Genomic DNA, 25,650 nt, shown 5'->3' with positions numbered 1-25,650 from the left:
ACTACGAGTTAATTTTTTAGGTTAAAACCTATCCGTCCCTCTACTTCAAAAAGCTCCGCATCTGTAAAACCTTCACTTTCTAGAAACTTAATAAGTTCTTCATTGCTACGATTTTTAACAGCATCTAGATGAATATATGCCTTGGGATGAATAGTATAGATATATTTACCTTTTGTAACAGAGTTTGTAGTAAGAACTATTGCAGGTTTATATTCAAGAATTTTGGTGGAAGAAAGAAAGCAAATCAAATCCAGAGTATTACTACTGTACTGTTGCGTCATAAAGAAACCTTATAGTATTTGCAAGTAAGCTATCATTAGTCAACAAAAAATCAATTTGCATCTTATATTAATCAGTACAAAAGTACTAAATAAATTAAAAGATAAGATATCGTGATCTATGAGAAAAAGTCAAGTACTTTTTGAGTAAAATAGTCAAAATTCCATTACATTTGATTGCAGATTGGAAGTGTAACAGATTTCTTATCCCTTTTGCAGTAAAGAGTAGATGACATCACGACTGAAATATGATTTGGAAAGGAAGTACGCTCGCTATTTTCTGTAGGTTGGGTGGAACACAGTGGAACCCAACATTATTTTGTAGTTAATTTACCATCTTCAAACTTCTATACAAGAATTTCTTGTTTACTAAAATCATTGATGTTGGGTTACGACGCAAAATAGAACTGTCTGTTTAGTATCCAGATTTTTCGTGCGTCTAACCCAACCTACACAATAATTAAAAAACTTTATGAAATAATTCAGAGCGTTCGTTCAGTCGAGCTACAACCGTATGCAAATCAGGATTAACTTGACTCATTTTTATGATCTAAATCCATCTGTAAAAATTCTAAAGCCGGGATTATTTCTGGCGGCTGTCTGCCGACAGGTGGAATAAAAAGCCTGTACGCTTCAATCCCATTTCGAGAATAATAGCCATATAGAAACGAGTAGTATTCTGGTGGATATCCAGGATTGAATTCTACAAATTGCTCATAGGACAACCGTGTATTTAATCCAATATTCTGAATATATTCAGGATAATGAAACTCTGCTACGAGCGGAGGACATCTATAATAGGAAATGAATTCATCAAAAGATAATGGCTCTTCAGTATCATTGCCCATGTTTCTTTCCATTGCTTCTTAATGTCTCTTGTAAATAATCCTCTTGGGCTGCTTATTGATAGCTGTATTAATAATATCAACTATTTCTGTATTTGAGAAATGATCACCAAGTCAAAACAGCAATCATAGGAAAAAGTATGTGCATAACGACGATAATTTTCAAAAAGTTTTATTGTGATCGCCAGTCTACACAGCATAATAGGTACGATCGCTATCTTCTGTAGTTTGGCTGGAACGCAGTGTAAACCAATATTATTTTGTAGTTAATTTACCATTCTTAAACTTCTATACAAGAACTTATTGTTTACTAAAATCATTAATGTTGGGTTAGGACGCAAAATAGAATTGTATGTTTAGTCTCAAGATTTTTCGTGCGTCTAACCCAACCTACACAAGAATTAAAAAATTCCTGATTCTCTCTGCGCCTTTGCGTCTCTGCGTGAGAAAATTCATCCCGTATTTATGCAATATTTTACATAAAATCGGCGATCGCCAATCTACACAGCCTAATAATAGATTGAATGGAGCGATCGCCCACCCAACTTACAAGCATACTGATTTAATGTTGGGTTTTATTGTGAATCTTACTCTGATGTTCAACGTAAGTTCGTAATACTGCATTCATTAAGGACTGATAGCCCTTACCTTGATTTTTAAACCATTGCAATACATCACTATCAATTCTTAATGAGATTGCTTGTTTAGTGATAGGTTGAACAAGTTTAGCATTTTCCCAAAAATGAGCATCTAATTCAGGAATATCAGAAGTATCAATATCTTCATCAGGAATATTCTGAATTTCTTCAAGTCGTTTGGCTGAGATATTCATAGTATGCTTTTAATTTCCAAAAAACGAACGGCAAACAAGTATCATTGCGATCGCCTGCGTAAAAGCATAATAGTGAATTGGATGCGATCGCACCACACAACAGTTAAAAGCAAACTACAGTAGTAGAAGCAGAAGTACGATTTTCTGGTTTAGGTTTGACTCTAATTTCTACATCATTACCCAAAATATTCAAAAATTTTATTAATCTTTCAACTGAAAAGTCTTTTAGTTTACCTCTAGTTAAAGCAGAAACTTTTGGTTGATCTATACCTAAAATTTCCGCAGCTTGCACCTGAGTTAGTTTTTGAGTAGTAATAATTTCACTAATTTTTATCGCCAGTTCAGCTTTAACTAAACGTTCTTCAGGATTAGACAACCCTAAATCAGCAAATACATTCCCACTACCACTAGTAACTTTATTTTGGTTGTCCATCTTTATTACCATCGCTTTTGTGAGTCTCTTGTAAATAATCTTCTTTAGCTGCTTTTAATCTTTTTTCTACTAATTCAATATCTTGTTTTGGTGTAGCAATACCATGTTTTGATTTCTTTTGAAAAGCGTGTAATAAATACACAACACCTTCAAACTTAACAGTGTATATTGCTCTATAAGTATCCCCATCAAAATCATCTACAATTTCTAAAACACCCGCGCCTGAAAACCCGCGTAAAGGTTTTGCGTCTGGATGTTTTTTACCGCGCTGTGCCAACTCAAGAGCATATCCCATTACATCCTGTACATCTTCGGGGAACTCTTTTAAATCATCAAGTGCGCTGGCTATGGATTTAAACTTTTTTAGCTGTGGTTTTTCTTGTTCTGTATCCATACACTATAAATTATGCTGAAATTAGCATATTGTGTCAATAAGTAACTTTGGCATAATTTTTTATGCGTCTAACGCCAGCCACACAATAGTTAAAAAACTCTTGATTCTCTCTGCGTCTTTGCGTCTGTGCGTGAGAAAATATTTTACAGAAAATCGGCGATCGCCAGCTTCCACAGCATAATATTAGGCTGAGTGCGATCGCGTTAGAATATTTTTCTCGCCTCATAGTAGAAAGCAGGAATAGCTATTAATATCCTGCTTTCTACTATGAGTTTGCTTGAGCATTTAAAGCATATTGCTTAAATCTTTCTAAATCAGCTTGAATTGTTGATTCTACAACCCTACCTAAAAACAAGTTATCCATGATTTTGCCAATAATGCCAGGGATAGCATAGGACACAGTTAGCTTGACAATACTACTAGTGTGGCGATCGTAAAACCGAATCGCCCCCTGATTTGGCAAACCATCAATTGATTTCCACTGGATAATTTGGTTAGGGATAATTTTGAGAATCTGCGATTTCCAAGTAAATTCCAAACCCCCAGTGTTGAGTTTCCAAATAGATATATCTGGATCATCGGGTGGAATTTTGACCGAATCAATCCATTTCATCCATCGGGGCATTTGTTCTAAATCAGACCACAGACTCCACACTAAATCAATGGGAGCCTCTACTTCTACCTGTACACTATGCTCTAGCCAATCTGACATTCTTTGTTGTTCCTCTGGGGTGCGCTACTGCTTGATTGTCTCTAAAATCGCTTTTGCTGCCCTTCTTCCAGAAATTGTTGCTCCTTCCATACTATCGATATAATCTTGCTGAGTATAGCTACCTGCGAGGAAGAAGTTAGGAATGGGAGTTTTTTGGTTGGGGCGGTATAAATCCATCCCTGGGGCTTCTCGATAGAGAGATTGGGCAAGTTTTACAACACCATACCAAGTCATGTTAAGTTCCCGCGATGAGGGGAAAAGTTCATGTACTTGCTTGAGGACGTGCTGGGCGATCGCTTCGTTACTTTCCTTAATGAATGGATCTCCTGGTGTGAGTACTAGTTGCAGTAGGGAACCTTGTCCTGGGCGATAGTAATCACTAGGACTAGTCAACGCCAAGTCAGCAAAACAAGAAAAGTCTGCGTCAGCAGTATACAGTAAGTTATCTATACCTGCGGCATGGTTGAGTTGTTTGCGTTTTTCTGCATCTTGCAGTTCTGTCACCCAACCATCAAAACGCAACTGGACTGTAGCTACTGGTACTGCATCTAATTTATAAATCTTGTCAAATTCTGACCATTTCCGCCAATCTTGGGGCAGTATTCGCTGAATACCTGGAATATCACAGGCGCAGACATAGGCATCTGCGGTAATAGTTTCTGTGGTATCACCTTGAGCTACTACTATCCCAGTAACTCTTGTTTGTCCATCTGCTTCGGCAAATTGAATTTCTCGTACTTGCCGACGAGTATAAATTTGCGTGCCTCTGGCTGCCAAATATTCCAGAATTGGTTTATGTAAGTACCCTTCTGGGGAACCTTCCAACATCCGCAACACAGAAGCTTCACTTCTGACTGCGAAAAACTGGAAGATGGTTAACATACAACGGGCAGAAATATTTTCACAGTCAATGAATCCCAACGCATAAGCGATGGGATTCCACATCCGTTTAATGCTACCTTCACTACCACCGTGGCGACGAAACCAATCGGCAAAACTAATTTTATCTAGGTTGCGAATGGTGTTCATCGCCCCGTCAAAGTCTACTAATCCTCTGACAATGGGACTGGTACCAAGAGCGATCGCATTTTGTAACTTATCTTGTAAAGATAGTTGGGAAGTCGTGAAAAATGCTTTCAAGCCATTAAAAGGCGCACCTGTGAAAAAACGAAAATCTAATGCACCGGTGCGTCCGCCTTTATTAATAAAAGTATGGGTGTGTTCTTTCAGGCGTAAATGTGACAACGCACCCACTTTTTCCATTAACTCAAACAATTGATAGTAGCAGCCAAAAAAGACGTGCAAACCCATTTCTACATGGTTGCCATCGCCATCTACCCAACTGCCAACTTTACCACCAACAAACGGACGGGACTCAAAAATTTGGACTTCACAGCCAGCATCGGCTAAATCTACAGCGGTTGCTAGTCCAGCCAATCCCGCACCTACGATTGCAACACGCATTCCGTCCTACCTCTTCAGTTTCTTTACAAATTGTAACTGGGTTGGTGTCGGAATTTGCTACTAGCATCAAGCCGATTTGCGAGGTTTTACACTCGCTGAGTCAGAAATTGAGTTGTCAGAGATTGATCAAGAGTCCACCAGTATGTAGATGCACGACGGGGTTCAACCCAGAAGTAATAAAAGCTATTTTATTACTTGATTTCATTCCTGATTGCTAAATATACTTCCTGCAAAACGCTTGTGTTGAGTTCCACAAACAGAAGTAAAGGTGGACGGAAAAAGCTTAATCGGTATTTCTAGTCAAACCAGTGACTATTCTAAGATGCTTTTTCTTTTCTATTTTGCTTCTTTATTGTCATCAGATACTGGTAATCCTCGAATCAGTTCTCGAATTACATCTGTTGCAGGTCTACCTGTCTGCTGACAATATTTTTCTAGCTTCTCTGCTTCCTGTGTCGCTAAATTCACAGTAATACGTTTAACGGCCCATTTTTTATTAGTCATTATCATGCTATCTGCTGTATGTTAACACCATCAAAACAACAAAAGACTCCAGATAAGGAGGTATAAGATTATCAGAGTTTGTGTCAAGAAACAAGCAATGCTACAGACACAAAAATCATCATTTTGTCAAATTATTCATCATTTTTGTGGAAGATAATCAGAACGGGATCACTATTGTGGCAGGAAAAGTCCTTAGTGTACATTCATGAGTTGTAACAATTGCACTAATGAAGTTCTCAAGAAAACCTGACATTAAATTCCACCAACTAATTTGAGATACCTAAGTTTCACTCAATTGAGATTACCAATATTTTTATTCAGAAAAAGTATTTTAACTTTTCTGCTTCATCAGCTCAGATTAATCTGTTGGAGAGACAATTTTGTCAACAACTTCAGACCCTAATACATCTACTAGTTATTAGGTGTGTATATTTGACTGGTAATTACCCAATAGTACGCAGCTACAAGGGTTCACTCTCGTCTTCAACATTTTTTACCTGAATCTAGAAATGATTTTTTGGTACTCATTGGGGGAAGATATCAACAAATTATGGTTGAGTATTTAAGTAATCATGGGCTAACTCCTCTATTTCAATTGGGTAAATTTGAGATTTTATAAATAACTACTAAAAGTAGTAATACAGTGATGTTTGATTTGATTACGAATTCTGTACAAAAGTTTTCGTAAATCCTGCAAAATTTTGTTTTTGCATACATCACTATTTTCGTTTCATGAGATTATCAATTCCGATAAACATCTAATTAATGAAACGAATTTTAGTTAGCCTTTGTGACAAGCTTAGACATAAGTCTCAGTTTTCTTGGGAGAAAGTCTCAAGAGCTTTTCAGTTTTCCTCCTCGTAAATTTAAGTCAAAAATTATTTAGTAAGCACTCAAATCATAAGGGAATATTTGCTTGATTTTTAGTGTTAAGGCTATTATAACCATGATTTTTTGGCTTTAAATAATCTTCATTTAATACTTAATTAGTGGCTTTGTAGAACTTTATAAAAAAAATATAAAGCAGAAAATGGATGAAATAAAGTTTTCAGTAATTACTGAGAAAAGTAACCTGGATGATTATCAAGAAGAATTAGAATTTCAAAATTTTAGGATAAAGTTCAAGGGGTTATTTGATTTCCCCATTCAGATGTTCAAAAAATTATCACTGGGATGGATATCATAATTTAGTGAAAAAATTACTGAAAAATTCCAACATATCTATGCTTCATGAACTTTGCATAAAGTAATTTGGTGGGCAAAAGCATCTAAAAACACAAGCACATCTGCTTTATACTTGTCTTCATTAGCCAGCTAAACAAATCCTGAATTTTTTGGATTTTGGAGGAAGAGAACTGAATATTGTGTCCGGTAAAAGACTGATCATCAAGACCACAGGGGTCAGGGATCAGAGCAGAGGGAGAGTTTTGTCTTTCTGTACAGATGTGCAGAAAGACAAAACTGATTTGCCGGACATGATATGAAAAGAGGTAACAGGGAACGGGAAACAGGATTAGTAAAAATAGAAAAATCAGCTTTTCTGAACTGTATTGCTATATGCCGAATGCAGGTAAATTAAGCATGGAAAAACACCAAACAACCGGGGTTTGGGAATATGGTGAATATGGTGATGGAATTAAAGTTGTGGCATCAGTTGTAAAGTGCCAAGACCCAAATCTTTAGGTGAAAGCGATCGCGCTTCAAACAAAGCCACCATATCGCGTAGTTGAGGATTACCACGAGCTGATCCTGTTAATCCTTTAGCAATAATCAAACCGCAATAACCTTTGGTGTTCTTACACCGTTGATTCCATTTTTTGCGAGCTTCCACATGGATGGGATCATCATCTAAAAATTCGCCAAATAAAAATAATTCACCATTTTGAGTCTGCAATAAGCCTAAATCGTAGCGATCGCCATCAAACGGATCAGCGCCAGGATTAAAACAAATTGCTTTGAGTCCACCAGCAACTTCGATACTTTCAATTACCGTCTTAGCTTTAGGACGGGAAGTTTGAATCAAAATTACAGGTAATCCGTCACCTACCTGTTTAATTTCCCCTGCTGGATGATAAGTTACACCTTTGCGAAGATATTCCAACATTTCCCAAGACACCACACCCAAGCTGAGAAAAGAATCTTCGGGAATTAAATCATCGCGTAAAGACCGGAAAATCGGGGAATCTGATGTTTCCGTCTCCAATTCATCTGCACCAAAGCCAGCCATCTCCTCTAACTCAGCGGCCAATTTTGGCATAGAAGCAACCGTCACCGAGACAGATTTAGTTGCGCCCTCGGCTTCTGGAAGAGAAATTCGATAACGATGGCTGAGTTCCGGGAAAGTGTCATCAGATAACTGACGACGATGGTCACGAATAAAACGACATAAACTTTCTAAAGCAACATATACTACTAGCGCCTCTTCGTCATATAAAACAGAACGCAGTCCTTCTAAGGGGTGAATGTTGCCAAAAGTTGGGGCGATTTCTGATAACTCCATCTCTGCTAAATCGTCCATTTCATCCTCATCTTCGTCGTCAGCATCAAGACTTTCAAAAGTGAGGAATAGACAATCTTGCTTGAGAAAAGCTTCTTCTAAGCGCCCTTGGGAATCTTCATGTTGCAAAACTGCGGCTCGAAAACGTTGCAGGGATTCTTCCGAGCGATAAAACAAAATCCCGTACTCCATCCCCAACATCCCCATAACTGAGGCGTAAAGTTTCCCGACATCCCATTTATTAATTTCAATCGAGATAATTTGCTGTTCTTCCAAAAATTCCCAAGGGGCTGCTTGCCAAAGGGCAAATGCTTTTTCTTGCAAAGCTTGGGCATACTGTGGTGGTAAATCTGGAATTTGGCTATCAACAATTTCTGCAAAACCGCGAAATAATTCATCAATTAAGGGTAAGTCTGGGGCGTAGTCAATCACAATATCTAAATCTTGCAGTACGCCACGCAAATAAAATTGAATTTCTCGGTCTTTGACCACAATTTTCTGGGGTCTGGCAGGTTTAGCCGGACTGTGGGGATGCTCCATTGCTCGCATCAGGGTACGAACAATTGCTTCTGGGCCTGTTTCGGGAGGTACTACATCCATGCCACGAACAACACCTTGTGAGCCATCAACCCAAAGAATACAATCACCATTGGCCGATGAGTCGGAATGCGGGATTGGTGACGATGACAACGGACGGCGATCGCCCTCCCATACAGAAGGAATTTGGGGTAATTTATGCAACCGACGATTGGTAGAGCGATTAAAACTTGTCATAGAGTCAGTTCATCAAAGGAAGCAATTTGCATATCAACTGTTGGGGATGGCTAACCTGGAAAGAAATTTTCCTGGCTGTACCTGAAGAGGAATGGCGACTCAGGTTGCCACAAGGCTGAAATTCTGAAAATACCGAATGTTTAAATACACCGAGTCTCTCAATTCTAGAATAAAAAGCTTTGGCTGCTTTTGACGGAGTGTTTACAATTGGCAATTTCTGGCCTCAATGTCGCTAGAATATATACACAAATTACCCATCAACCCAGCAGCAATTACAAGTTTCTATAAAGTTACTAGTTATTAAGGAGTTAACAAAATATGACACAAGCAACGCAGCCTCAACAACGTGGCATTCTATTAAGCGAAGCAGCCTTGCGCCAAGTAAAACTCCTGCAAGCACAACAAGGTCAAGATTTATGCCTGCGGGTAGGAGTGCGCCAAGGTGGATGCTCCGGGATGTCTTATATGATGGACTTTGAAGACAAGAGCAAGATCACCCCCCAGGATGAAGTTTTTGACTATGACGGCTTTCAAATTGTTTGCGATCGCAAAAGCTTGTTGTACTTATATGGCTTGATGCTGGACTATAGCAATGCAATGATTGGTGGCGGTTTTCAGTTCACTAACCCCAACGCTAGTCAAACCTGTGGTTGTGGTAAGTCATTTGGGGTGTAGTAAGATTGTCATTTGTCATTCGTTCTTTGTGTTGACTCTTGACCAATGACTAATGACTCTTGACCAATGACTAATGACTCTTGACTAATGACTAACACTGTTGAATCCTTGTTTGATACAGGTTTGGAACGTTATAAAGCTGGCGAATCAGTGGATTCTTTGATCCCTGTATTTAAGGAGGTATGCGATCGCTCTCCGAAAACTGCCGCTGCTTGGATTTGTCTAGCATGGTTATATATGTTAGACAATAAGTCCAACTTAGCTTATAAGGCTGCACAAAAAGCAGTCAAGTTAAGCCCACAAGACCCACAAGCTAGAGTCAATTTGGCTGTAGCAATGCTAGAGACTGGTCAAAAAGGGTTACGCCAACATATTGATGTTGTACAACAGTTATTCTTGGTGAACCCAGAATGGCGCGATGAAATTAACAGTAGTATTGAAGACGGTCTGAGTCGGAAACCAGACTGGGAAAGTCTCAAAAAAGTTAAGAAGTGGTTGTTTGAAGAGTAGGGGTGAGAGGTGAGAGGATAGAGGTGAGAGGCTAGGGGCTAGAGGTGAGAGTAACATCCCTGATGATTGTCACTTTGTCATAGCTAATTTCTATTGCTTAATTCTTATATTCCTAGCCCCTAGCCCCTAGTCCTAGTCTCAAATTGTCGATATGAAAGATAAACTATTAAATTGGCTGAACTTGATTTTGGTAGCCGATGTTTTCTTGGTTTTATTTGGCTTTGGTTGGTTTGCGATCGCAGTTTTTGGTGATGCTGCGGGCATAAATTTGGGTCTTGATTTATGGCACAAGCTTTGGCAACCATTATTTAACCCCGCTATTGGCATTCTCATGGGGGGTGCCATTCTGAGCGGAATTATCAGTTGGGTGTCTCGGAAGTTTCTCACTGATTAGTTATTTGTCAATAGTCAATAGTCCAACTTTTTGACTATTGACTATTGACTTTTATTATAAAATTTGCTTCAAAGCTGGTTGTAAATTTGGATATTGATAGGTGAAACCAGATTCTAAAGTGCGCTTTGGCAGAACCTGTTGACCTTCTAAAACAACAATTGCGCCGTCTCCAAGTAAAGCTTCAATGGCAAAAGCCGGAACAGGCAACCAAGAAGGACGATTTAAGACTGTTCCTACACTTTGAGCCAGATCGTTCATTCGGACAGGATTTGGAGCAGTGGCATTATACACTCCTTCCATATCTGACTTGTTTAAAGCTTGCAAAATTAAATTAACTACATCGTCAATATGAATCCACGAAAACCATTGGCGACCACTGCCAATTGGCCCTCCAGCAAAAAGCTGAAAAGGTGGAATCATTTTGGCTAAAGCTCCACCCTTACCAAGAACAATCCCAAAACGCAGAATTACCAGTCGCACACCCGCATCTTTAACCTTTGTGGCTTCTGCTTCCCAGGCTTGGCAGACTTGAGCCAAAAAATCATTACCCGATGCACTGGCTTCATCAAAAGTAGCGGTTTCACTTGTACCGTAGTAACCAATAGCAGAAGTGTTAACTAATACTCTAGGTTTGGGGTTAGCTTTAGCTATGGCTTCAACTATTTTCTGCGTGCCTAGCTGACGACTATTGAGGATTTCTTGCTTACGTTCTGCCGTCCAGCGTCCCTCACCAATAGGTTCGCCTGCAAGATTAACTACAGCTTCGCAACCGCTAATGGCATCTTGCCAACCACCTGATGTTGTTGGGGTGTATGTCACAATTTCCACACTAGGAAAATTGGCTGCTGGAAACACCTTTTGAGCCAAGCCAGCATTACGTGTTAATACCAATACTTGATGACCTTCTGTTTGCAGTCGTTCTACTAAACGACTCCCGACTAACCCTGTTGCACCCGTAATTGCTACTTTCATTCTGCATCTCCCCAAAGCCTTATACAATTTTGGATTTTAGATGGAACATTGTTGTTTTAATCTATGTTCTGTCAATCCATTTCCCGCCATTCTTTGGCAAATTGGCCTTATTTTAAAGTTTTTTATCAAATTTTCAAGTTGTGTTTCTCTGGTATGTTAGTGGAAAGCACTGAATTTAAGCCAATTTGCCAGTACCTTTATGTAATCAATCTGTAATGAAGTACCTTTTGGCGGCTTTGGTATTATACGATGGACGGAGTGTTGCAATGCTTGGGGCTATTATGGCTCGCTATACCTGTTCATTTACAATTGGTCTTTCGATTGACCGTCTTCAGCCATTACTGTTAGAACTTCTCCAAGGCTGCGATTTGGAAATTCAGTACTACAAGTCAGATTACATTTTGGCTCGTGAAATTCCTGGTAATGTTTCATTTTCCAAATCGGTCAAGGTTGAAGTATTCATTGACAGATCAAGCGCCACTGAAACAGAATCTCGGATGAATGTCATTGTTAAAAATGAAGAATTGCCAATTCACCTGGAGAATCACTGTCGCAAAATGTTTGAATTTGTTAAAGAGGAAATTGAACACAGTCGTCATTGGCATTTAATTGAAAGCCTCGCTGGTTAATTACAGCAGATTTCCATTGGGTGAATAAAGCTAAGTAGATAGCCTATTTTCATTCTGAATTCTGCTGTAAGTGGAATGCTGGTAGGCTAACTTTAGGCAAAGCTAACTGTGACAAATTGAACTAGTGTAAGATAAACAAGCTATCCGAGACTTAGCTGATGTTTACGCTTCCATCTCTTCTGGATCGTCCGTCATCCCAGGGTTGATTAGAGTGATATCGTACTCACTAGAATCGGTTTGTCCTGAACGTTGAGTATTTCTCAAGAGATAATAGATGGCACGTACTTGAGGGCCAAAAACGATTTCATCTTCATTTTTTAAATCGTGAGCCGGGATTTTGCGCCCATTAATCATCAATCCATTGGCACTAGGTTTACCTTTAGCATCACCATCAACAATTCGATAGTAATAGCTGTGAGTGTTTTGTCCTCTTGGCAATCTGACTAAGGTAGCATGACGACGAGAGACAAATTGCGAGAATAAACGGATGTTGCAGTCACGGTCTCGACCAATAGAGTAAACGGAATTTTCGAGAGCAAATTCCTTACGACCTTGATCATCTTCAAGAATCAGTAGATGGCTTTCATGAGTTTCTGGTGCCATTGATATATCGTGATCATTATCAACAGAATTTTGATTAATTAATGTTGGTCTATTATTGTTTCCTACCATTCTTGCTTACTACAGTCTGTGGTGATAACTCTGACAAACTTGAAAGCTATTCTGACTGAGAAGAGTAGAACGTCAATGTTCTACTCTGTGAGATGTATTACATCTAACTATCGATTTAGTTTAACCTGAGTTAGTAAAAACTGGCATTCAGTTTGCATTCTCACATTTAATAACCGTATTTATTGCCTGTGAGCTAGTCTTCGCAAGAATATGGAGTTAGTTACAACACTGACTGAACTAAAGGCCATAAGTGCAGCAGCGTGTGATGGGCTGAGGACGAAACCCATACTAGGTAATAAAGCACCAGCTGCTAAAGGAATCCCCAAGGTATTGTATGCAAAAGCCCAAAATAAATTTTGGCGGATTTTGTTGAATGTGGCACGACTGAGGCTAATGGATTCTACAACGTCACTTAAGCGATCGCGCATCAAGATAATTTCCGCAGTTTCCATTGCTACATCTGTACCTGAGTGTAAGGCAATCCCCACATCTGCTTGAGATAAGGCGGGTGCATCATTAATGCCATCTCCCACCATTGCTACAATTGAGTGCTTTACACTGAGCGAACTTGAAGTGTGGGTTTCAGTTTGTAGAGATTTAATCAGTTCAGCCTTTTTACTGGGTGGCACTCCAGCGATGATATCAGCATGATCTAATCCTAGTTGTTTACCGATCGCATTGGCAGCTTCTTGGCGATCGCCACTCAGTAGCATTACCCTTAAACCCTTGTGCTGCAATTTTTCAACGGTGGTTTTGGCATCAGGGCGCAAGGTATCTTGAATGGCGATGAGTCCTGCTAAAGTACCAGCAACAGCCACACATACAACTGTTTTGCCTGCTTTTGCCAGTCTTTGAATTTCTTGTTGGGCGATTTCATTAACCACAACTCCATGCCAACTTAACCAATCTTGATTGCCTAATAGTACTGTTGTTTCTGCTACTACCGCAGACACTCCTAGCCCTGGTTCGGTATGAAAATCAACGGCGTTGGGAATTGATAATTGCAGGCGTTGTACTTCTTGTTGAATGGCTTTCGCCAGGGGGTGATATGTACCACTTTCCACTGCGGCGGCTAGTTGGATGAGAGATTGACTACCAGATGATGTTTTTTCTAATCCCTCCAAGACAATGCAATCAGTCACGGTGGGATTACCAGTAGTGAGTGTGCCTGTTTTATCAAAAACGACTGTATTTAGTTTGTGGACTTTTTCTAAAACGTCACCGCCTTTGATTAATAAACCGCGTTCTGCGCCTATACCAGTACCGACGAGAATGGCTGTGGGTGTGGCTAAACCTAAAGCACAGGGACAAGCAACTACCATCACGGCGATCGCTAGTTTTAAGCTGGTTAAGAGTGCTGAGTGCTGAGTGCTGAGTGCTGAGTTTGTATTGTGGGCGGTGTGACTCATCATTTCCATACCACTGGAGATGATGATATCAGGCCAAATGTTTGTGCCAAAAAAGTACCAAAAGACAAAGGTGAATACAGAAGCGGTTAACACGCCGTAGGTGAAGTATCCAGCGACTTTATCGGCTAATTTTTGTACAGGTGCTTTGCGGGTTTGGGCGGCTTCTACTAAGGCGACAATTTGCGCCAAGGTGGTATCGTTGCCTGTACGGGTTGCTTGAATTGCGATCGCACCTGATTGGTTGATTGTGCCGGCAGTAACTAGATCACCTGCTTGTTTACTTACAGGTACAGCTTCGCCTGTTAACATCGACTCATCTATGGTTGTCTGCCCAAAGCACACTTCACCATCTACAGGAATTTTATCTCCAGGTAATACCTGCAACCATTCACCAACCCGCACTTGTTCGGCGGGGATATCGATACTGTTAGCCGCAATTCCTAATTTTTCTGGGTCTGGGTTGGGAATTAACCTGGCTACCTGTGGTTGGAGTGCGAGTAATTGCCGAAAGGCGTTAGCCGCCCTACCTCTGGCTTGTCGTTCTAAGGTTCTACCCAAAAGGATAAAGCCTAACATCATCACTGGTTCATCAAAGAAGCACTCCCAACCCATTTGGGGGAACAACAACGCCACTAAACTCGCAGTGTAAGCGGTGATTGTTCCCAAACCAATTAAGGTGTTCATGTTGGGAGAATTGCGCCGCCAACCCAGCCAGCCATCAACAATAATAGGACGACCGGGAAATAATAGTGCGACTGTTGCTAGTCCACAATGAAACCAAATGTTGTCTAATATTGGCCAAGTTACACCAATGAAACTGCTCAGATGTCCAATTCCCGACAACACCAGTAATATAGCAGCGATCGCTAATTGTCGGAATGCTGCACGCATTTCTTGGCGCTGTCTGTTGGCGGAATCTTCTAAAGCGGCTTGGTGACTAGATTGACGAGGTTGAGTTGGGAATCCAGCGGTAGTTAATCGCTTTGCCAGTGCATCTGCATCTACCACCCCAACTTCTGACTCTACGACTGCAACTTCTGTCGCCAAATTGACGCAGGCAGTTTTGACCCCCGGATATTGAGTTAGCTGACGTTCTACAGCACTTACGCACCCAGCACACTTCATCCCTCCCACATCCAGAATAATTGTCTCGGAAGTGGGGGCTAGTTCTGGGTCAAGGTTCGTTTTCGGCACAAGTTGCATGGCAAGTTTTTGGATTCACTACGAACATTCAACGCCTGACTATAAGCGTCTCTATTTCGAGCGTAGGCGAAATTTGGAACTATGACTGAATATCAATAACATTAATTTTTTTGTTTAACACCTGACCTAAGCCTCAGTTGCGCTTCCAGCGTAGATAAGTGACATAAACAATCGCCGCCAACTGCACTGGCAGTAAAAAAATTACACTCTTTAAATAAGAATTAATCTCGAAATTAGACATGGTACTAAAATATCCGCAGCCTAATAGCAATAAGCAAAACCAAATGAGATGTTTACGTTTGAGCATTGGCATAGCAGTAAAACTCAGACTGTTTTTTCCTGTTCTAATTTTATATATGAACAAAAAAGACAAGGGTGACAAGGTAGACAAGGAAAAGAGATGTTTGTAAATCATTGAGGCTTGCTATAGCCATTCCAGACTTACTGAAACAGCAATTGCCCTAAAGGAGATTGACTAAAAGCAATATACAATTCTCCTGTTTGTGAAATGTGATACAGCCGGAAAGTATGATAAATTAACACTGTGAATAAGAATATTATTTGTACCTTTTTTAGACTTAATAGTTGACAATATAAAGTTGTAATTTGCTGCCTAGTTAACAATTCTAAAGTAACGTGAACTATGGCAATTACAAAACTAGCAAATAAAATGGGGCCAAATAAATTCTCAGTAAATGCTTGGTTTAAGTTTCCTCGCCCAATAGCCATAAATGAACGCGTCATACCACAGGTAGGACAGGGAATTCCTGTAAAGTGTCTAATAGGACAGACTAAAAAACCAAGGCGATAATTTTGGTTGTAAAAATATGTACCAAATAGTGGGGTATAAGAAAATCCTAATATACCCCAACGCACTAGCTTACCGTGTCCCGATAGAGGAGTAGAAGATAATTTCAACACAGATGTCCTCTGAAATTACAACGGCAAATCACATCAAAAGTAAAACTTAAAACCAGCCTTTCTTATTGACAATATAAGCCTCAACAAATTCCTCGTCAGTTTTGGTTAAGTAAATAACTCCTTCTACTAAACCAATAATGCCCATAATTGCTCCACCAAAACCACAGGTGAGGATGCTAACGAGCAACATAATCAAGCCTTCGGTTGTGTAACCAAGAATAAACTTGTGAATTCCTAAAGCTCCTAACAAGATTGCACAAATTCCAGCCGCTAGTTTTTTATTACTGATCTCACTGGGACTGTTATTAGACATTGGTTAGAAATGCCCCTCAATTATAAATAACACTCCAATTTTATAGTAACTATATTTACTTGGCATCTACATATTTACAACAGATACAATTTGTTATAGCAGGGGACAGGTAATAGGTGACAGGTGAAAGGGTTAAAAGCTTTATGGTGTCTAAGTCTCATGATTTATCAATGTCCTAACCAACTTGGCTACTGCTATATCTAGTGAACATTGAGTTACGCCTTGCTCGGACATTTAAGCATCTAGCGTATGAAATCAGAGTTAGCATTAAATATAGTTAAGTATTGTATTTAAAATATCAAGATAAGTTACACTATATTTATTAAAAATAAACACTTTGAGATACCCAATTTTCTGAAGAAAGTCGGGTATCTTGTTGTTCTTGTGGGAGATAAGCTTTAGAACCAGCCTTGTTTATTGGCAAAATAGATGTTGGCAAATTCTTCTGAGGATTTGTTTAAATAAATCATGCCTTCAATCAAACCAATTAGCTGCATTACTATTAAGGCGACTCCATAAGTAAAAGTACCTGCAACTATGGATATAGCCAACATAATAAAGCCTTCCGCAGCATATCCTAAAATAAATTTATGAACGCCAAACCCGCCAAAAATGATGCCGCAGTAACCAGCCAAAAGTTGTTTATTAGGATGACTAGTAGGGTTGAGATTTGCCATAGTATTCTTACTCCTCAAAGATCAGTGGAAAACTAAATTTTGCTTTTGATGAAGAACAATTGAGCTCAATTCATAATTTGTAATTAATGTTTTTGAAGCTCAATATAGAAATGCAGAAATAACCAAGAAAAACAGTATTTTTTCTTAGTCGCACATGAATAGTCAGCTAGGAAAAACTATTTATGAAACTGGTTTTTTGTTAGTATACGCCTAACGTTTACCTAAATAAAGATGTCAACACTTTAAAGGAAACACTACAAAATATAAGTAATAGGAACAAGTATTTTGTAGCTGCAAACTAGCAAGCTACTTGATTTACAGCAGAATCCGAGCATCAAAAGTCTAAATTAGATTAGTTCTCTACCTAGCTTAGAAAACTAAATTGTGTACTTTATTTACTTGAAATCTGCTGTATGTATTTAATTGTGATTATGACATCAAAAACAGCGTTTTTGCAGATTCGTAAGTATGATTTCTCTGGAGGAGGATAAATACTCATAATCAGCAAAAAACGGTGATACCATACCATTTCTTTCAAGTCCATTAATGTTATTTCCGGACTTTTTTGATATGGCTGCAAGGAGGAGATTTTAAGTTAGCTGTAAAGGGATAAATTCAATACAGATGGCATATATTCCACAACTAGAAAATTATGCCATCTTGGTATTAGTGATTTTAAGTTACACTGAATACCTTATTTAGTTGTTTTGCGTCACTCCTATGGTTAAGGGCTATGATTCAATATTGCCTGCCAAATATTACACAGAGAGGCAATCAACATCTGAAAAATAGCTTTCACTATCTAGATAGTACTAGAGGCTTATCCAGAAGTTTTGTAGTCTATTTGACAGTAATGTTGGAATTTTTTGGCTGTCAATATGATTAAATTTCAGCCAAATTTCAGAGAATACTTGCTTTAGTAATCACCTGCTAAAAATCATGACCTACGCAGATGTAACCAGATATTTTTTGCTACGGCAACCGTATTAAATATGTTTTATTAGTTACTACTGCCTAACAGAAAAAGACTCAGTAGTGTGCCACTATTCCAGAGGCTGTGGAGTAGCATCGGAGCAAAGAGATTGCGCGATCGCGTGTACACTACTCCCAGGACGATCCCCAATGCTGTCAAAGGTAAAACTTCTGACAAGCTAAGGTGAGCGATCGCAAACAACAAGCTACTAGCCAAAATTGCGCCCCACACAGGTAAATAACGGGTGAGGGAGGGTAGCAAAAAGCCCCTAAATAAAATTTCTTCAAATATAGGAGCAGCGATCGCAGCTGTGGAGAAAAATATTCCTAATGCGATAGAATCTTGACTTTCTAGCGCCAGTTGCAATAACGGATTACTACCACCCTGTCCTTGCCAGAGTTTTTGATTAATCAACGATACCACCACAACCACAGGTAAAGCGGTGCAGTAACCGCCTAATCCCCACAGCCACCAACTATCTTGGAGTTGGAATTTAAACCACAATCTTGGTAAAGGGAAAAACCGTTTGATGGAAAAATACATCACCGACAGCGCCCCAGCCGCCACCAACAAGTAACTAACCAACACGGAAAAAGCCTGTAAGCGTACACCGACAATCGGGCGGGGAATTGGCAGTATAGATAATAAAATAGGAACAAAAACTTGTCCCATAAAGAAAAATCCCACCACAAAAACCTGGAGTACGGTTTCGCCATCCCAGGGTGTTGTCCAGACTAAATCATCATTTTGTGCCAATAACGCCTCTTTTCCTTTCAGCAAGCGTTGTGTCAATAAGAAAATCAGCAGAATTGTGCCGATTAATGCTGCTAAGGCGGGGATCGTACCGATGAGGGTGAGTTTAAATACTGCTTGGGCTGCGGCTTCTTGCTGTGCAGCTTTAACTGTGGCTAAAGGTTCCTGACGCTGCTGGAGTTGGTATAGCTGAATCAAAGCCGTATTCCGAAACCAACCATCTAAATTCTTTTTAATTAGCTGCTGGGCGTTGGGTAAAATTCGCGGCGGATTACTCCAGAGTCCACTTAAGATAGTCGCGGTATCTGCAAAATCGCTGTTGAGTGCTGGTTGTTGTAATTCCGCCCAAGTTTTCAAGGCTGTGTCTTGTTGTCCTTGTTGTACTTGTAAAATTCCCAGACGTAAATCTAACTCGGCGAGTAATTTTTGCTGTTGGTAAAGAGATTGCTGTAATTGTTTCTTGGTGACTTCTGGAGATGCACTAGTATCAACAGTGTCTTTTGGTAGGGGTTTAGCTGGAGAACTTAGCTGTGTAAGTTGGTTATTAAGCTGATCTAAATTAGTTTGTACAGATTTTTTTGCTTCTTGATATTGCTGTGTTGCATTTTCTAGGGGCTGATCTTCGAGGATGGCTTGGCGAATTACCTGAAAATTATCACCATTACTATCTTCTGGCTGCCAAGCTTGGGCTTGCAGCGCAATATTGGTTTGATAAAGTTCCAGACGACTTTGGAACTGTGGTTTCTGCCAACTACTGACTAGCGATAAAGTTGCTAATACAACTGCTATCACAGTCGAAATGATTAAAACCAATCGTTTGAGAGTCATCTATCCCCCTTGGACGAACCAGAATATGCCCCTTGGGAATTATCGCAAGAAAAAGCAGGAGGTGGATAGATATGGTCAAGATTGTGAGTCTACTTTACAAGGCGATCGCCCACCACACCACAGAATGTTAAATTACAACTCATTAACCCTCTAGCTGACTTCTTACCCAAGCACGAAATAATTTGAGTAAAGCAATTTCACCCATAGTTTTACTTCGTTCAATAAATCGGCTCATATCATGCACTGATACTATCGGAAAGGCAATGCTAAACTCACACTCAATATATTGCCCTTCTAATAATTGATAAAATTTTAAATTCTGACCATTATATCCCCATAGTTCAGAAACACCTAATGCGGCATAAATATTAAACTTATTAACTGAACTACTAGTAATATCAACTTCTATTGCTAAATCAGGTGGTGGATCAGTTTCTAAGTCTAAAGTTTCCTTACCTCGCATCAATAATTCATTTTGGATATAATAACAAGCATCTGGTTCTATACCTTTTTTAACTAACTTCTGCTTCAACGTTGTAGAACCAGCACTTCTGATTTCAATATCTAATTCTTCAGCTAACGCAACAATAAAGTTTCCTAAATTACTTTTAGGGTTTTCATGTTCAAATAGTGGTGTCATAATTTCTAAAGTACCGCAGTCATACGCAAACCGAGAACCTCTCTCTTCACCTGTATCTCTTAGCAAAGCTTCAAAGGTTTCCCAGCTAACGTTGTGCAGAACTATTCTTTGTTCAGCAGGCGTTGACTTGGCAAGCATACGAAAACGTTGATTTTATCAGATTACTAGATAAACAAATTTTATCCTGTATATCTAAAAATTTATAGACTCAGATCCCCGACTTCTCAAAGAAGTCGGGGATCTTGTTGTTCACAAATGATTTAGGACTGCTATATACAGTATATGGTTACAAAAGCTTTTGGTTATTTGGCATCAGATTTGACTGAGGAGAAATTCAAAGTATATCCAGCAAATCTATTACCTTGATTATTGTTAAATCTAAATACAATTTTTCCGACAGGCTTACGAAGATTTGAGTTTTTAAGCTGACATCGATTTTCTCATCAGCTTCGCCAGCTTTTTCGACAATCGGCTTAGTATACTAAGTTGCCAGTACCGCGTAATTGTCGCAAGGAATTGATGCAATAAGGACAGTCGCACTTAAAGATTCTAATTGCGGCATCACTTTCTTCATCTGTAAAATTCAATTCTGCAATGTCGACGTTAGATGGTGTGGATGAAACCACCATAGATTTAGGTGCGGGAGGTGCTTTGGGGTCTCTTTCTGAATCTCGAATACAGACAAAATCCTTCAAACCGTGGGGATTAGTAATGCAAGTACGTCCATCGTTGGTGTGCATTAATTTTTGAGTGAGGTTCACAGAGGCGTGTGCTGGAATGACTGCCAATGTAGACATCAGGGAGGTAAAGATTGCGGAACTAGAAAGCAAATTCAGTACTAACTTCTTGTTCATATTTTTCCTGATAGAACATCTCTGATTGCCAAGCCTATCCTATTAGTTGTCATTGGTCAAGATGATGTTGACAATAAATTATGAAAGATTACTCATATATTTACTTAACTACCCATCTTTAGCTATCAAAGCAAGTAAATTAATTGACTATTAAAATTCGTCACTAAAAAGCAATATAAAAGACAAACCAAGTTCATACACTTAATAAGTATCGTCAAAATTTTAAGTCTATCTTCAAACATGAATACACACAGTTACACGGTGGTATAATTTGAGTTATTATGCTATTTGCTTAAGAATCGGTTTTAAATAAATAGCTATTTTTAGAGATTGTGGAAAACTTTAGTTCAAACCTCAAAGGTGACAACTGTAAAGCGGATAAAACTACTTTTAGCTATCATTTTGACCGATGCGTTAAATTGTATCTACTCATTCGAGGTATTTGATGACTACTCAAACTCATCCTTCAGTTTTACAAAAAACCGCAAGTGTGACTTTATCGACACCAGTACAAGCCACGCTGTATGTTTCTTTGTGTGCTTTGACTCTTTGGACAGTTTATTTTACAACTAACCCAGCCATTCACGATCGCGTCCACTCGTTACGTCACCACACTTTGCTGGTAGGTTGTCATTAGTAGCATTTTGTGATCAATTGATGGGTAGAGAGATAAGAAATTTAAACTCTTCTACCCATCATTGAGAAAATCCATCAAAATGATTGCGATCGCTAGGGCTAGAAAAGCTAGTCTAGCCGCTTCTGGATATATGCTGAAAATCAAAAAATTTAAGGTTTATCTACTCGTTAGTAGCGCGGTTGGGTTGATGAGTGTTGGTTTTCATCACTCTGCGGGTTTGTCTCAGTCGCCCCAAGCAAGGGTGCAATTAACTACGGAACCGCCTATTAGTCAAATCATACCGTTTGAGGCTGAAGCTAGTAAACCGCAATTGCCAGTTAAACTAACACTGCAAGCTGTAGATGCAGCAGGTAAACCATTAACAAATGCCAGTATTAATTTAAAAATCTTTACTCCTACGAGAAATCCTTGGTTGACTACAGATTTCCCCATTGTAGAAGGCACTAAATTATTAGATATACAAGCGATCGCTCCTCAAGGAAAACTGCAAGTTCAGCAAATTTTACCAATTCGGGGTAATTACCAGCTACAAGTAAATGTTACCCCCATCACGCCTAATGCGTTCACGCCAATTCAACAAAATCTGAATTTATCAGTTCCTGAAAATGGGGTGAAGTATCGCAACTTTGCCATTCTTGCTATCATTTTATTGCTGGTTGGTTTAGGTGGCGGTTGGGTAATTGGAGGAAGGCAAGAAATTCAACCAGGAGAAATAGCTCCCCAACGGGTAAGATTATTGTTGAGTGGTGCAACTGTGGTGGCTATTATTGCTTTGTTGGGTGTTAACCTGAGTTCAGAAATCGCACAATCGCAGACATCTCATGGAGAACATCATCACCATGAGGCGACAGCAGATAATCACCACGCATCTGCGGCTGAACCAGAAACTGATAATTATGACATTGTGAAACAACAAGGTTTAGAAGTGCAACTGTTGGGTGATGGGAGTGCGACAGTTGGCAAAACTGATAAATTACAAGTGCAAGTTGTTGATGAAAAAACCAAGCAGCCTGTTTCTGATGTGTTGGTAAACATCAAAACAAAGTCACTGGAAGATGGCTGGGTTCCCTTCGCTTACCAAGGTATCCCAGATGCAAACGGGAGACTATCTTGGGAACAGCAATTTTTTGATGGCGCACCCCATAATATTCAAGTAGAAGTTTCGCCTCAGCCAAGTGCGTCACGTCAGTTTTCCCCACTGCGAGTACAAAAAGATATAGATGTGGAAGGGGTTGCGCCACCTGTGTCAATTCGCTTAGTTGTGCTGGCTTATCTCACCGGGATCATCATTATTGGTTTGTTAGTGGGAATGCAACTCAGACGCAAATTGACACTGCAACACTAGAACACCAATTCAGTAATCTTGAAAGAACCTCTCCCCCTACGCTACGGTGTATACACAAATCCTCTGATCCCACTAAATCCCCCTTAAAAAGGGGGACTTGAAGAAAGAAAATTCCCCCCTTAAAAAGGAGATTAGGTGTTTAATTGCTGAATCGATGCTCTAGTACAGCTTGGCGTAAATAAACAGACCATAAGAAATTGCTAAAACGCTTGTGGTATTAATGTTCTTTCTGGCTTTGCTGATTAATGGGATGATTTTTGTTTCGCGCAAAGACGCAAAGGGGCGAAGCATCAATATTTCATTTTTGTTAAACATCTGAATTCATCCCGCATTTATGCAACGCCTTCTTTCTTTTTCCTTTTGCCTTTTTACTTTTGCCTTATTGAACTAACGTTGTACCTGTTGAATTAAGTTTTGTGTTTGTTGATAGCTTGCGGTATCGCCTTGCTGGCGGAAAAGTGTTGCGGCTTGCTGTAAATCCGCGATCGCGTTACGCTGATCTCCTAAAGCATATTTAGCCAGTCCGCGATTACCGTAAGCATCTGCTAAATTTGGATTCAAGCTAATTGCTTGATTAAAGTCAGAAATTGCAGCTTGGGGATTTTGTTGTTTAAAGTAAGCCAATCCCCGATTATAGTAAGCATCTACAGATTGCGGATCAATTTTGATTGTACTGTTAAAGTCGGCAATTGCTTTTTGTAAATTTCCCATTTGGGCATAAACTGTTCCCCGACTATTATAAGCGTCTATGTGATTGGGATTGAGTTTGAGTGCTTGGTTAAAGTCAGCAATTGCGGCGCTTAAGTCTCCAATTTGCGATTTAGCTAAACCCCGCAGACAAAAACCTTCATAAAATTTGGGATTTTGCTGTACTACTTTATCAAAATTTGCTATTGCTTCCCGAAAATTGCCTTGTTCTAACTTCTGTACGCCTTGTTGATAAGATTCCTGAAAATTTATTTGATTATTTGGTGTATTTGCATAAACAAGTGTAGGTGTTGCACCAAACAAAATTGTCATTCCCAAAACTGCAACTTTTTGCTGGATATACTTCATAAATTTCACCCCTTCACATTTGCAGTATTTTCCTTCTTTGATTATTTTAACCAAATAACCAACCAGAAATAGTTTGCAGTAATAACCAAGCATTTAAAATAATGATGGCGATCGCTACTAACCATGATAAGGTTTTTAACCACCAAGGATTAACAAATTCACCCATCAAGCGGCGATTACTGGTAAACATGACTAACGGCACTACGGCAAATGATAGTTGCAAACTTAAAATTACTTGACTAAAAATCAATAAATTACTTGTACTTTTTTCGCCAAAATAAATAATAGAAATCAAAGCAGGCACAATTGCAATTATTCTGGTTAAAAATCGGCGGAACCAAGGTTTCAGGCGTAAATTTAAAAAGCCTTCCATGACAATTTGTCCGGCTAAAGTTGCGGTGAGGGTTGAACTTTGTCCAGAAGCTAATAAGGCTAAACCAAAAATTGCACTAGCCGCATTTACACCCAACAAGGGAGAAAGCAATTGATAAGCATCTTGAATTTCCGCAACATCCTGATGTCCAGAAAAGTGAAATGTTGCTGCTGCCACAATTAATATTGCCGAATTAATTAAGAGTGCAAAACACAAAGCAAATGTCGAGTCAATTGTACCAAATTTAATTGCTTCCCATCGCTTTTCTGTAGTTGGTTGCCAAGCGCGTGTCTGCACAATTGAAGAGTGCAAATATAAATTATGGGGCATGACTGTAGCTCCCAAAATGCCAATAGCAATATATAGCATTCCTGGATTTTGTAAAATTTCTACTTTGGGAGTATAACCTAATAAAATTCCGCCCCAATCAGGACGGGAAAACATCATTTCAATAGCAAAACATATACTGACAGTTCCTACTAACATAATTACTAAGGCTTCTGTATAACGAAAGCCTTTGTTTTGTAGTAATAACAATACAAATACATCTAATGCTGTAATGCACACGCCCCAACTCAGGGGAATACCAAAAAGTAATTGTAGCGCGATCGCACTTCCTAAAACTTCTGCTAAATCACAAGCTGCGATCGCAATTTCACACAACAACCATAAACCAAAGCTCACACGCGGACTAAAATAATCTCGACAAGCTTGTGCTAAATCTTTTCCAGTCGCTACCCCTAACCGCACACACAGCGATTGCATTAAAATCGCCATCAAGTTAGAAAGCATAATCACAGTTAGCAGTGCATAGCCAAATTTAGCCCCACCAGCTAAATCAGTCGCCCAGTTTCCCGGATCAATATATCCTACAGAAACTAAATATCCTGGCCCTGCATACGCCAAAATTTTTCGCCAAAAACTTTTAGTCTGAGGGACTTTTATACTGCGGTAAACTTCGGGTAAGCTTGGCTTTTTCGCCGTATTCTCCCAAAAAGGCATTTGTGTAAACTCTAATTTTCATAATCCTCTCATAATCTTACGAAAATTTGACATACTGGCATCTTTCCCCAGGGGAATTTA

General features: G+C 39.3%; 29 protein-coding genes. 8 read left to right on the top strand and 21 right to left on the bottom strand.

Annotation, left to right across the window (positions count from 1 at the left end; all coding sequences use genetic code 11):
- Positions 1 to 8: 8 nt before the first annotated feature.
- The 5 genes from H6G75_RS04765 to H6G75_RS04745 form a co-directional block, all read right to left on the bottom strand.
- Positions 9 to 281, bottom strand: a complete 273-nt coding sequence (locus tag H6G75_RS04765; RefSeq protein ID WP_190978809.1) for a hypothetical protein — start codon at positions 279 to 281, stop codon at positions 9 to 11.
- A gap of 524 nt (positions 282 to 805) precedes the next feature.
- A complete protein-coding gene (locus H6G75_RS04760) occupies positions 806 to 1,138 on the bottom strand; it encodes a hypothetical protein (RefSeq protein ID WP_190978808.1) in 333 nt (110 codons plus the stop codon).
- A 547-nt stretch (positions 1,139 to 1,685) separates the two neighbouring features.
- Complete coding sequence (locus tag H6G75_RS04755) at positions 1,686 to 1,955, bottom strand: BrnA antitoxin family protein (RefSeq protein ID WP_190978807.1); 270 nt, start codon at positions 1,953 to 1,955, stop codon at positions 1,686 to 1,688.
- A 103-nt stretch (positions 1,956 to 2,058) separates the two neighbouring features.
- A complete protein-coding gene (locus tag H6G75_RS04750) occupies positions 2,059 to 2,388 on the bottom strand; it encodes a helix-turn-helix domain-containing protein (RefSeq protein ID WP_190978806.1) in 330 nt (109 codons plus the stop codon).
- Positions 2,372 to 2,782, bottom strand: coding sequence for a type II toxin-antitoxin system RelE/ParE family toxin (locus H6G75_RS04745; RefSeq protein ID WP_190978805.1), 411 nt, complete (start codon positions 2,780 to 2,782; stop codon positions 2,372 to 2,374). Before H6G75_RS04745 ends, H6G75_RS04750 begins: the two co-directional genes overlap by 17 nt.
- Positions 2,783 to 2,813: 31 nt before the next feature.
- On the opposite strand from H6G75_RS04745, the gene H6G75_RS04740 reads away from it, so the two are divergent.
- Positions 2,814 to 2,963, top strand: a complete 150-nt coding sequence (locus H6G75_RS04740; RefSeq protein ID WP_190978804.1) for a hypothetical protein — start codon at positions 2,814 to 2,816, stop codon at positions 2,961 to 2,963.
- Positions 2,964 to 3,047: 84 nt separating this feature from the next.
- Here the strand turns inward: H6G75_RS04740 and H6G75_RS04735 are convergent, their stop codons facing one another.
- From H6G75_RS04735 to H6G75_RS04720, 4 genes are all read right to left on the bottom strand, one after another.
- Positions 3,048 to 3,494, bottom strand: a complete 447-nt coding sequence (locus H6G75_RS04735) for an SRPBCC family protein (protein WP_190978803.1) — start codon at positions 3,492 to 3,494, stop codon at positions 3,048 to 3,050.
- Positions 3,495 to 3,518: 24 nt separating this feature from the next.
- Positions 3,519 to 4,958: a 9,9'-di-cis-zeta-carotene desaturase gene (zds, locus tag H6G75_RS04730; RefSeq protein ID WP_190978802.1), complete on the bottom strand. Its 1,440-nt coding sequence runs from the start codon at positions 4,956 to 4,958 to the stop codon at positions 3,519 to 3,521.
- Between the two features lie 336 nt (positions 4,959 to 5,294).
- Positions 5,295 to 5,468 (bottom strand): CopG family transcriptional regulator, encoded by a 174-nt coding sequence (locus H6G75_RS04725; RefSeq protein WP_190871154.1) that lies wholly within the window; start codon positions 5,466 to 5,468, stop codon positions 5,295 to 5,297.
- Positions 5,469 to 7,098: 1,630 nt separating this feature from the next.
- Complete coding sequence (locus H6G75_RS04720; protein WP_190978801.1) at positions 7,099 to 8,733, bottom strand: DUF6930 domain-containing protein; 1,635 nt, start codon at positions 8,731 to 8,733, stop codon at positions 7,099 to 7,101.
- Positions 8,734 to 9,051: 318 nt separating this feature from the next.
- On the opposite strand from H6G75_RS04720, the gene H6G75_RS04715 reads away from it, so the two are divergent.
- The 3 genes from H6G75_RS04715 (at position 9,052) to H6G75_RS04705 (ending at position 10,312) form a co-directional block, all read left to right on the top strand.
- Positions 9,052 to 9,408 (top strand): iron-sulfur cluster assembly accessory protein, encoded by a 357-nt coding sequence (locus tag H6G75_RS04715; protein WP_062297578.1) that lies wholly within the window; start codon positions 9,052 to 9,054, stop codon positions 9,406 to 9,408.
- Positions 9,409 to 9,495: 87 nt separating this feature from the next.
- A complete protein-coding gene (locus tag H6G75_RS04710; RefSeq protein WP_190978800.1) occupies positions 9,496 to 9,918 on the top strand; it encodes a M48 family metallopeptidase in 423 nt (140 codons plus the stop codon).
- 151 nt (positions 9,919 to 10,069) lie between these two features.
- The gene (locus H6G75_RS04705; protein WP_062297575.1) at positions 10,070 to 10,312 is read left to right on the top strand and encodes a hypothetical protein; all 243 of its coding nucleotides are present in this window, start codon (positions 10,070 to 10,072) and stop codon (positions 10,310 to 10,312) included.
- Between the two features lie 54 nt (positions 10,313 to 10,366).
- Here the strand turns inward: H6G75_RS04705 and H6G75_RS04700 are convergent, their stop codons facing one another.
- Positions 10,367 to 11,284, bottom strand: coding sequence for a TIGR01777 family oxidoreductase (locus H6G75_RS04700; protein WP_190978799.1), 918 nt, complete (start codon positions 11,282 to 11,284; stop codon positions 10,367 to 10,369).
- 281 nt (positions 11,285 to 11,565) lie between these two features.
- On the opposite strand from H6G75_RS04700, the gene H6G75_RS04695 reads away from it, so the two are divergent.
- A complete protein-coding gene (locus tag H6G75_RS04695) occupies positions 11,566 to 11,913 on the top strand; it encodes a hypothetical protein (protein WP_190978858.1) in 348 nt (115 codons plus the stop codon).
- Positions 11,914 to 12,075: 162 nt separating this feature from the next.
- Here H6G75_RS04695 and H6G75_RS04690 read toward each other — a convergent pair whose 3' ends face one another.
- From H6G75_RS04690 to H6G75_RS04665, 6 genes are all read right to left on the bottom strand, one after another.
- Positions 12,076 to 12,585: an FHA domain-containing protein gene (locus H6G75_RS04690; protein WP_190978798.1), complete on the bottom strand. Its 510-nt coding sequence runs from the start codon at positions 12,583 to 12,585 to the stop codon at positions 12,076 to 12,078.
- Between the two features lie 179 nt (positions 12,586 to 12,764).
- Complete coding sequence (locus H6G75_RS04685) at positions 12,765 to 15,197, bottom strand: cation-translocating P-type ATPase (RefSeq protein ID WP_190978797.1); 2,433 nt, start codon at positions 15,195 to 15,197, stop codon at positions 12,765 to 12,767.
- A gap of 441 nt (positions 15,198 to 15,638) precedes the next feature.
- A complete protein-coding gene (locus tag H6G75_RS04680) occupies positions 15,639 to 16,118 on the bottom strand; it encodes a DUF2752 domain-containing protein (protein WP_313934791.1) in 480 nt (159 codons plus the stop codon).
- A 46-nt stretch (positions 16,119 to 16,164) separates the two neighbouring features.
- The gene (locus tag H6G75_RS04675; RefSeq protein WP_062297570.1) at positions 16,165 to 16,431 is read right to left on the bottom strand and encodes a TM2 domain-containing protein; all 267 of its coding nucleotides are present in this window, start codon (positions 16,429 to 16,431) and stop codon (positions 16,165 to 16,167) included.
- 398 nt (positions 16,432 to 16,829) lie between these two features.
- Positions 16,830 to 17,108, bottom strand: coding sequence for a TM2 domain-containing protein (locus tag H6G75_RS04670; protein ID WP_190978796.1), 279 nt, complete (start codon positions 17,106 to 17,108; stop codon positions 16,830 to 16,832).
- Between the two features lie 1,000 nt (positions 17,109 to 18,108).
- The gene (locus H6G75_RS04665) at positions 18,109 to 19,662 is read right to left on the bottom strand and encodes a CPBP family intramembrane glutamic endopeptidase (protein ID WP_190978795.1); all 1,554 of its coding nucleotides are present in this window, start codon (positions 19,660 to 19,662) and stop codon (positions 18,109 to 18,111) included.
- Positions 19,663 to 19,687: 25 nt separating this feature from the next.
- Between H6G75_RS04665 and H6G75_RS33445 the strand changes: the two genes are divergently transcribed.
- Entirely contained in the window at positions 19,688 to 19,816 is a 129-nt protein-coding gene (locus tag H6G75_RS33445; RefSeq protein ID WP_277884072.1) for a hypothetical protein, read from the top strand.
- Here the strand turns inward: H6G75_RS33445 and H6G75_RS04660 are convergent.
- Both H6G75_RS04660 and H6G75_RS04655 read right to left on the bottom strand, forming a co-directional pair.
- Positions 19,805 to 20,440 (bottom strand): Uma2 family endonuclease, encoded by a 636-nt coding sequence (locus tag H6G75_RS04660; protein WP_190978794.1) that lies wholly within the window; start codon positions 20,438 to 20,440, stop codon positions 19,805 to 19,807. The two genes, H6G75_RS33445 and H6G75_RS04660, sit on opposite strands and share 12 nt — an antisense overlap.
- Before the next feature lie 335 nt (positions 20,441 to 20,775).
- Entirely contained in the window at positions 20,776 to 21,156 is a 381-nt protein-coding gene (locus tag H6G75_RS04655; protein ID WP_190978793.1) for a hypothetical protein, read from the bottom strand.
- 445 nt (positions 21,157 to 21,601) lie between these two features.
- Between H6G75_RS04655 and H6G75_RS04650 the strand changes: the two genes are divergently transcribed.
- Positions 21,602 to 21,793, top strand: a complete 192-nt coding sequence (locus H6G75_RS04650) for a CbtB-domain containing protein (RefSeq protein WP_083468865.1) — start codon at positions 21,602 to 21,604, stop codon at positions 21,791 to 21,793.
- Between the two features lie 61 nt (positions 21,794 to 21,854).
- Positions 21,855 to 23,138 carry a hypothetical protein gene (locus H6G75_RS04645; RefSeq protein WP_242051455.1) on the top strand — a complete coding sequence of 428 codons (1,284 nt, stop codon included), beginning with the start codon at positions 21,855 to 21,857 and terminating at the stop codon, positions 23,136 to 23,138.
- 159 nt (positions 23,139 to 23,297) lie between these two features.
- On the opposite strand, the gene H6G75_RS04640 is transcribed toward H6G75_RS04645, so the two are convergent.
- The 3 genes from H6G75_RS04640 to H6G75_RS04630 form a co-directional block, all read right to left on the bottom strand.
- The gene (locus H6G75_RS04640) at positions 23,298 to 23,453 is read right to left on the bottom strand and encodes a hypothetical protein (RefSeq protein WP_190978792.1); all 156 of its coding nucleotides are present in this window, start codon (positions 23,451 to 23,453) and stop codon (positions 23,298 to 23,300) included.
- Positions 23,454 to 23,525: 72 nt separating this feature from the next.
- Positions 23,526 to 24,194, bottom strand: a complete 669-nt coding sequence (locus H6G75_RS04635; protein WP_190978791.1) for a tetratricopeptide repeat protein — start codon at positions 24,192 to 24,194, stop codon at positions 23,526 to 23,528.
- A 46-nt stretch (positions 24,195 to 24,240) separates the two neighbouring features.
- Positions 24,241 to 25,569, bottom strand: a complete 1,329-nt coding sequence (locus H6G75_RS04630) for an Nramp family divalent metal transporter (protein ID WP_190978790.1) — start codon at positions 25,567 to 25,569, stop codon at positions 24,241 to 24,243.
- Positions 25,570 to 25,650 lie beyond the last annotated feature (81 nt).

Origin of the sequence: Nostoc sp. FACHB-280 (genome assembly GCF_014697615.1) — a bacterium.
In the GTDB taxonomy this organism is placed as follows: Bacteria; Cyanobacteriota; Cyanobacteriia; order Cyanobacteriales; family Nostocaceae; genus Nostoc_B.
This window is presented reverse-complemented; position numbering and strand designations above follow the sequence as displayed.

Bases quoted from the DNA above. Each gene is read 5' to 3' on its own strand.
- H6G75_RS04725 (WP_190871154.1), bottom strand. From the start codon at position 5,468: ATGATAATGACTAATAAAAAATGGGCCGTTAAACGTATTACTGTGAAT.
- H6G75_RS04750 (WP_190978806.1), bottom strand. From the start codon at position 2,388: ATGGACAACCAAAATAAAGTTACTAGTGGTAGTGGGAATGTATTTGCT.
- H6G75_RS04695 (WP_190978858.1), top strand. From the start codon at position 11,566: ATGGCTCGCTATACCTGTTCATTTACAATTGGTCTTTCGATTGACCGT.
- H6G75_RS04755 (WP_190978807.1), bottom strand. From the start codon at position 1,955: ATGAATATCTCAGCCAAACGACTTGAAGAAATTCAGAATATTCCTGAT.
- H6G75_RS04660 (WP_190978794.1), bottom strand. From the start codon at position 20,440: ATGCTTGCCAAGTCAACGCCTGCTGAACAAAGAATAGTTCTGCACAAC.
- H6G75_RS33445 (WP_277884072.1), top strand. From the start codon at position 19,688: ATGCCCCTTGGGAATTATCGCAAGAAAAAGCAGGAGGTGGATAGATAT.
- H6G75_RS04720 (WP_190978801.1), bottom strand. From the start codon at position 8,733: ATGACAAGTTTTAATCGCTCTACCAATCGTCGGTTGCATAAATTACCC.
- H6G75_RS04685 (WP_190978797.1), bottom strand. From the start codon at position 15,197: ATGCAACTTGTGCCGAAAACGAACCTTGACCCAGAACTAGCCCCCACT.
- H6G75_RS04630 (WP_190978790.1), bottom strand. From the start codon at position 25,569: ATGCCTTTTTGGGAGAATACGGCGAAAAAGCCAAGCTTACCCGAAGTT.
- H6G75_RS04670 (WP_190978796.1), bottom strand. From the start codon at position 17,108: ATGGCAAATCTCAACCCTACTAGTCATCCTAATAAACAACTTTTGGCT.
- H6G75_RS04690 (WP_190978798.1), bottom strand. From the start codon at position 12,585: ATGGTAGGAAACAATAATAGACCAACATTAATTAATCAAAATTCTGTT.
- H6G75_RS04635 (WP_190978791.1), bottom strand. From the start codon at position 24,194: ATGAAGTATATCCAGCAAAAAGTTGCAGTTTTGGGAATGACAATTTTG.
- H6G75_RS04675 (WP_062297570.1), bottom strand. From the start codon at position 16,431: ATGTCTAATAACAGTCCCAGTGAGATCAGTAATAAAAAACTAGCGGCT.
- H6G75_RS04700 (WP_190978799.1), bottom strand. From the start codon at position 11,284: ATGAAAGTAGCAATTACGGGTGCAACAGGGTTAGTCGGGAGTCGTTTA.
- H6G75_RS04655 (WP_190978793.1), bottom strand. From the start codon at position 21,156: ATGAACAAGAAGTTAGTACTGAATTTGCTTTCTAGTTCCGCAATCTTT.
- H6G75_RS04640 (WP_190978792.1), bottom strand. From the start codon at position 23,453: ATGTTTAACAAAAATGAAATATTGATGCTTCGCCCCTTTGCGTCTTTG.
- H6G75_RS04735 (WP_190978803.1), bottom strand. From the start codon at position 3,494: ATGTCAGATTGGCTAGAGCATAGTGTACAGGTAGAAGTAGAGGCTCCC.
- H6G75_RS04745 (WP_190978805.1), bottom strand. From the start codon at position 2,782: ATGGATACAGAACAAGAAAAACCACAGCTAAAAAAGTTTAAATCCATA.
- H6G75_RS04665 (WP_190978795.1), bottom strand. From the start codon at position 19,662: ATGACTCTCAAACGATTGGTTTTAATCATTTCGACTGTGATAGCAGTT.
- H6G75_RS04705 (WP_062297575.1), top strand. From the start codon at position 10,070: ATGAAAGATAAACTATTAAATTGGCTGAACTTGATTTTGGTAGCCGAT.
- zds (WP_190978802.1), bottom strand. From the start codon at position 4,958: ATGCGTGTTGCAATCGTAGGTGCGGGATTGGCTGGACTAGCAACCGCT.
- H6G75_RS04760 (WP_190978808.1), bottom strand. From the start codon at position 1,138: ATGGAAAGAAACATGGGCAATGATACTGAAGAGCCATTATCTTTTGAT.
- H6G75_RS04710 (WP_190978800.1), top strand. From the start codon at position 9,496: ATGACTAACACTGTTGAATCCTTGTTTGATACAGGTTTGGAACGTTAT.
- H6G75_RS04650 (WP_083468865.1), top strand. From the start codon at position 21,602: ATGACTACTCAAACTCATCCTTCAGTTTTACAAAAAACCGCAAGTGTG.
- H6G75_RS04715 (WP_062297578.1), top strand. From the start codon at position 9,052: ATGACACAAGCAACGCAGCCTCAACAACGTGGCATTCTATTAAGCGAA.
- H6G75_RS04765 (WP_190978809.1), bottom strand. From the start codon at position 281: ATGACGCAACAGTACAGTAGTAATACTCTGGATTTGATTTGCTTTCTT.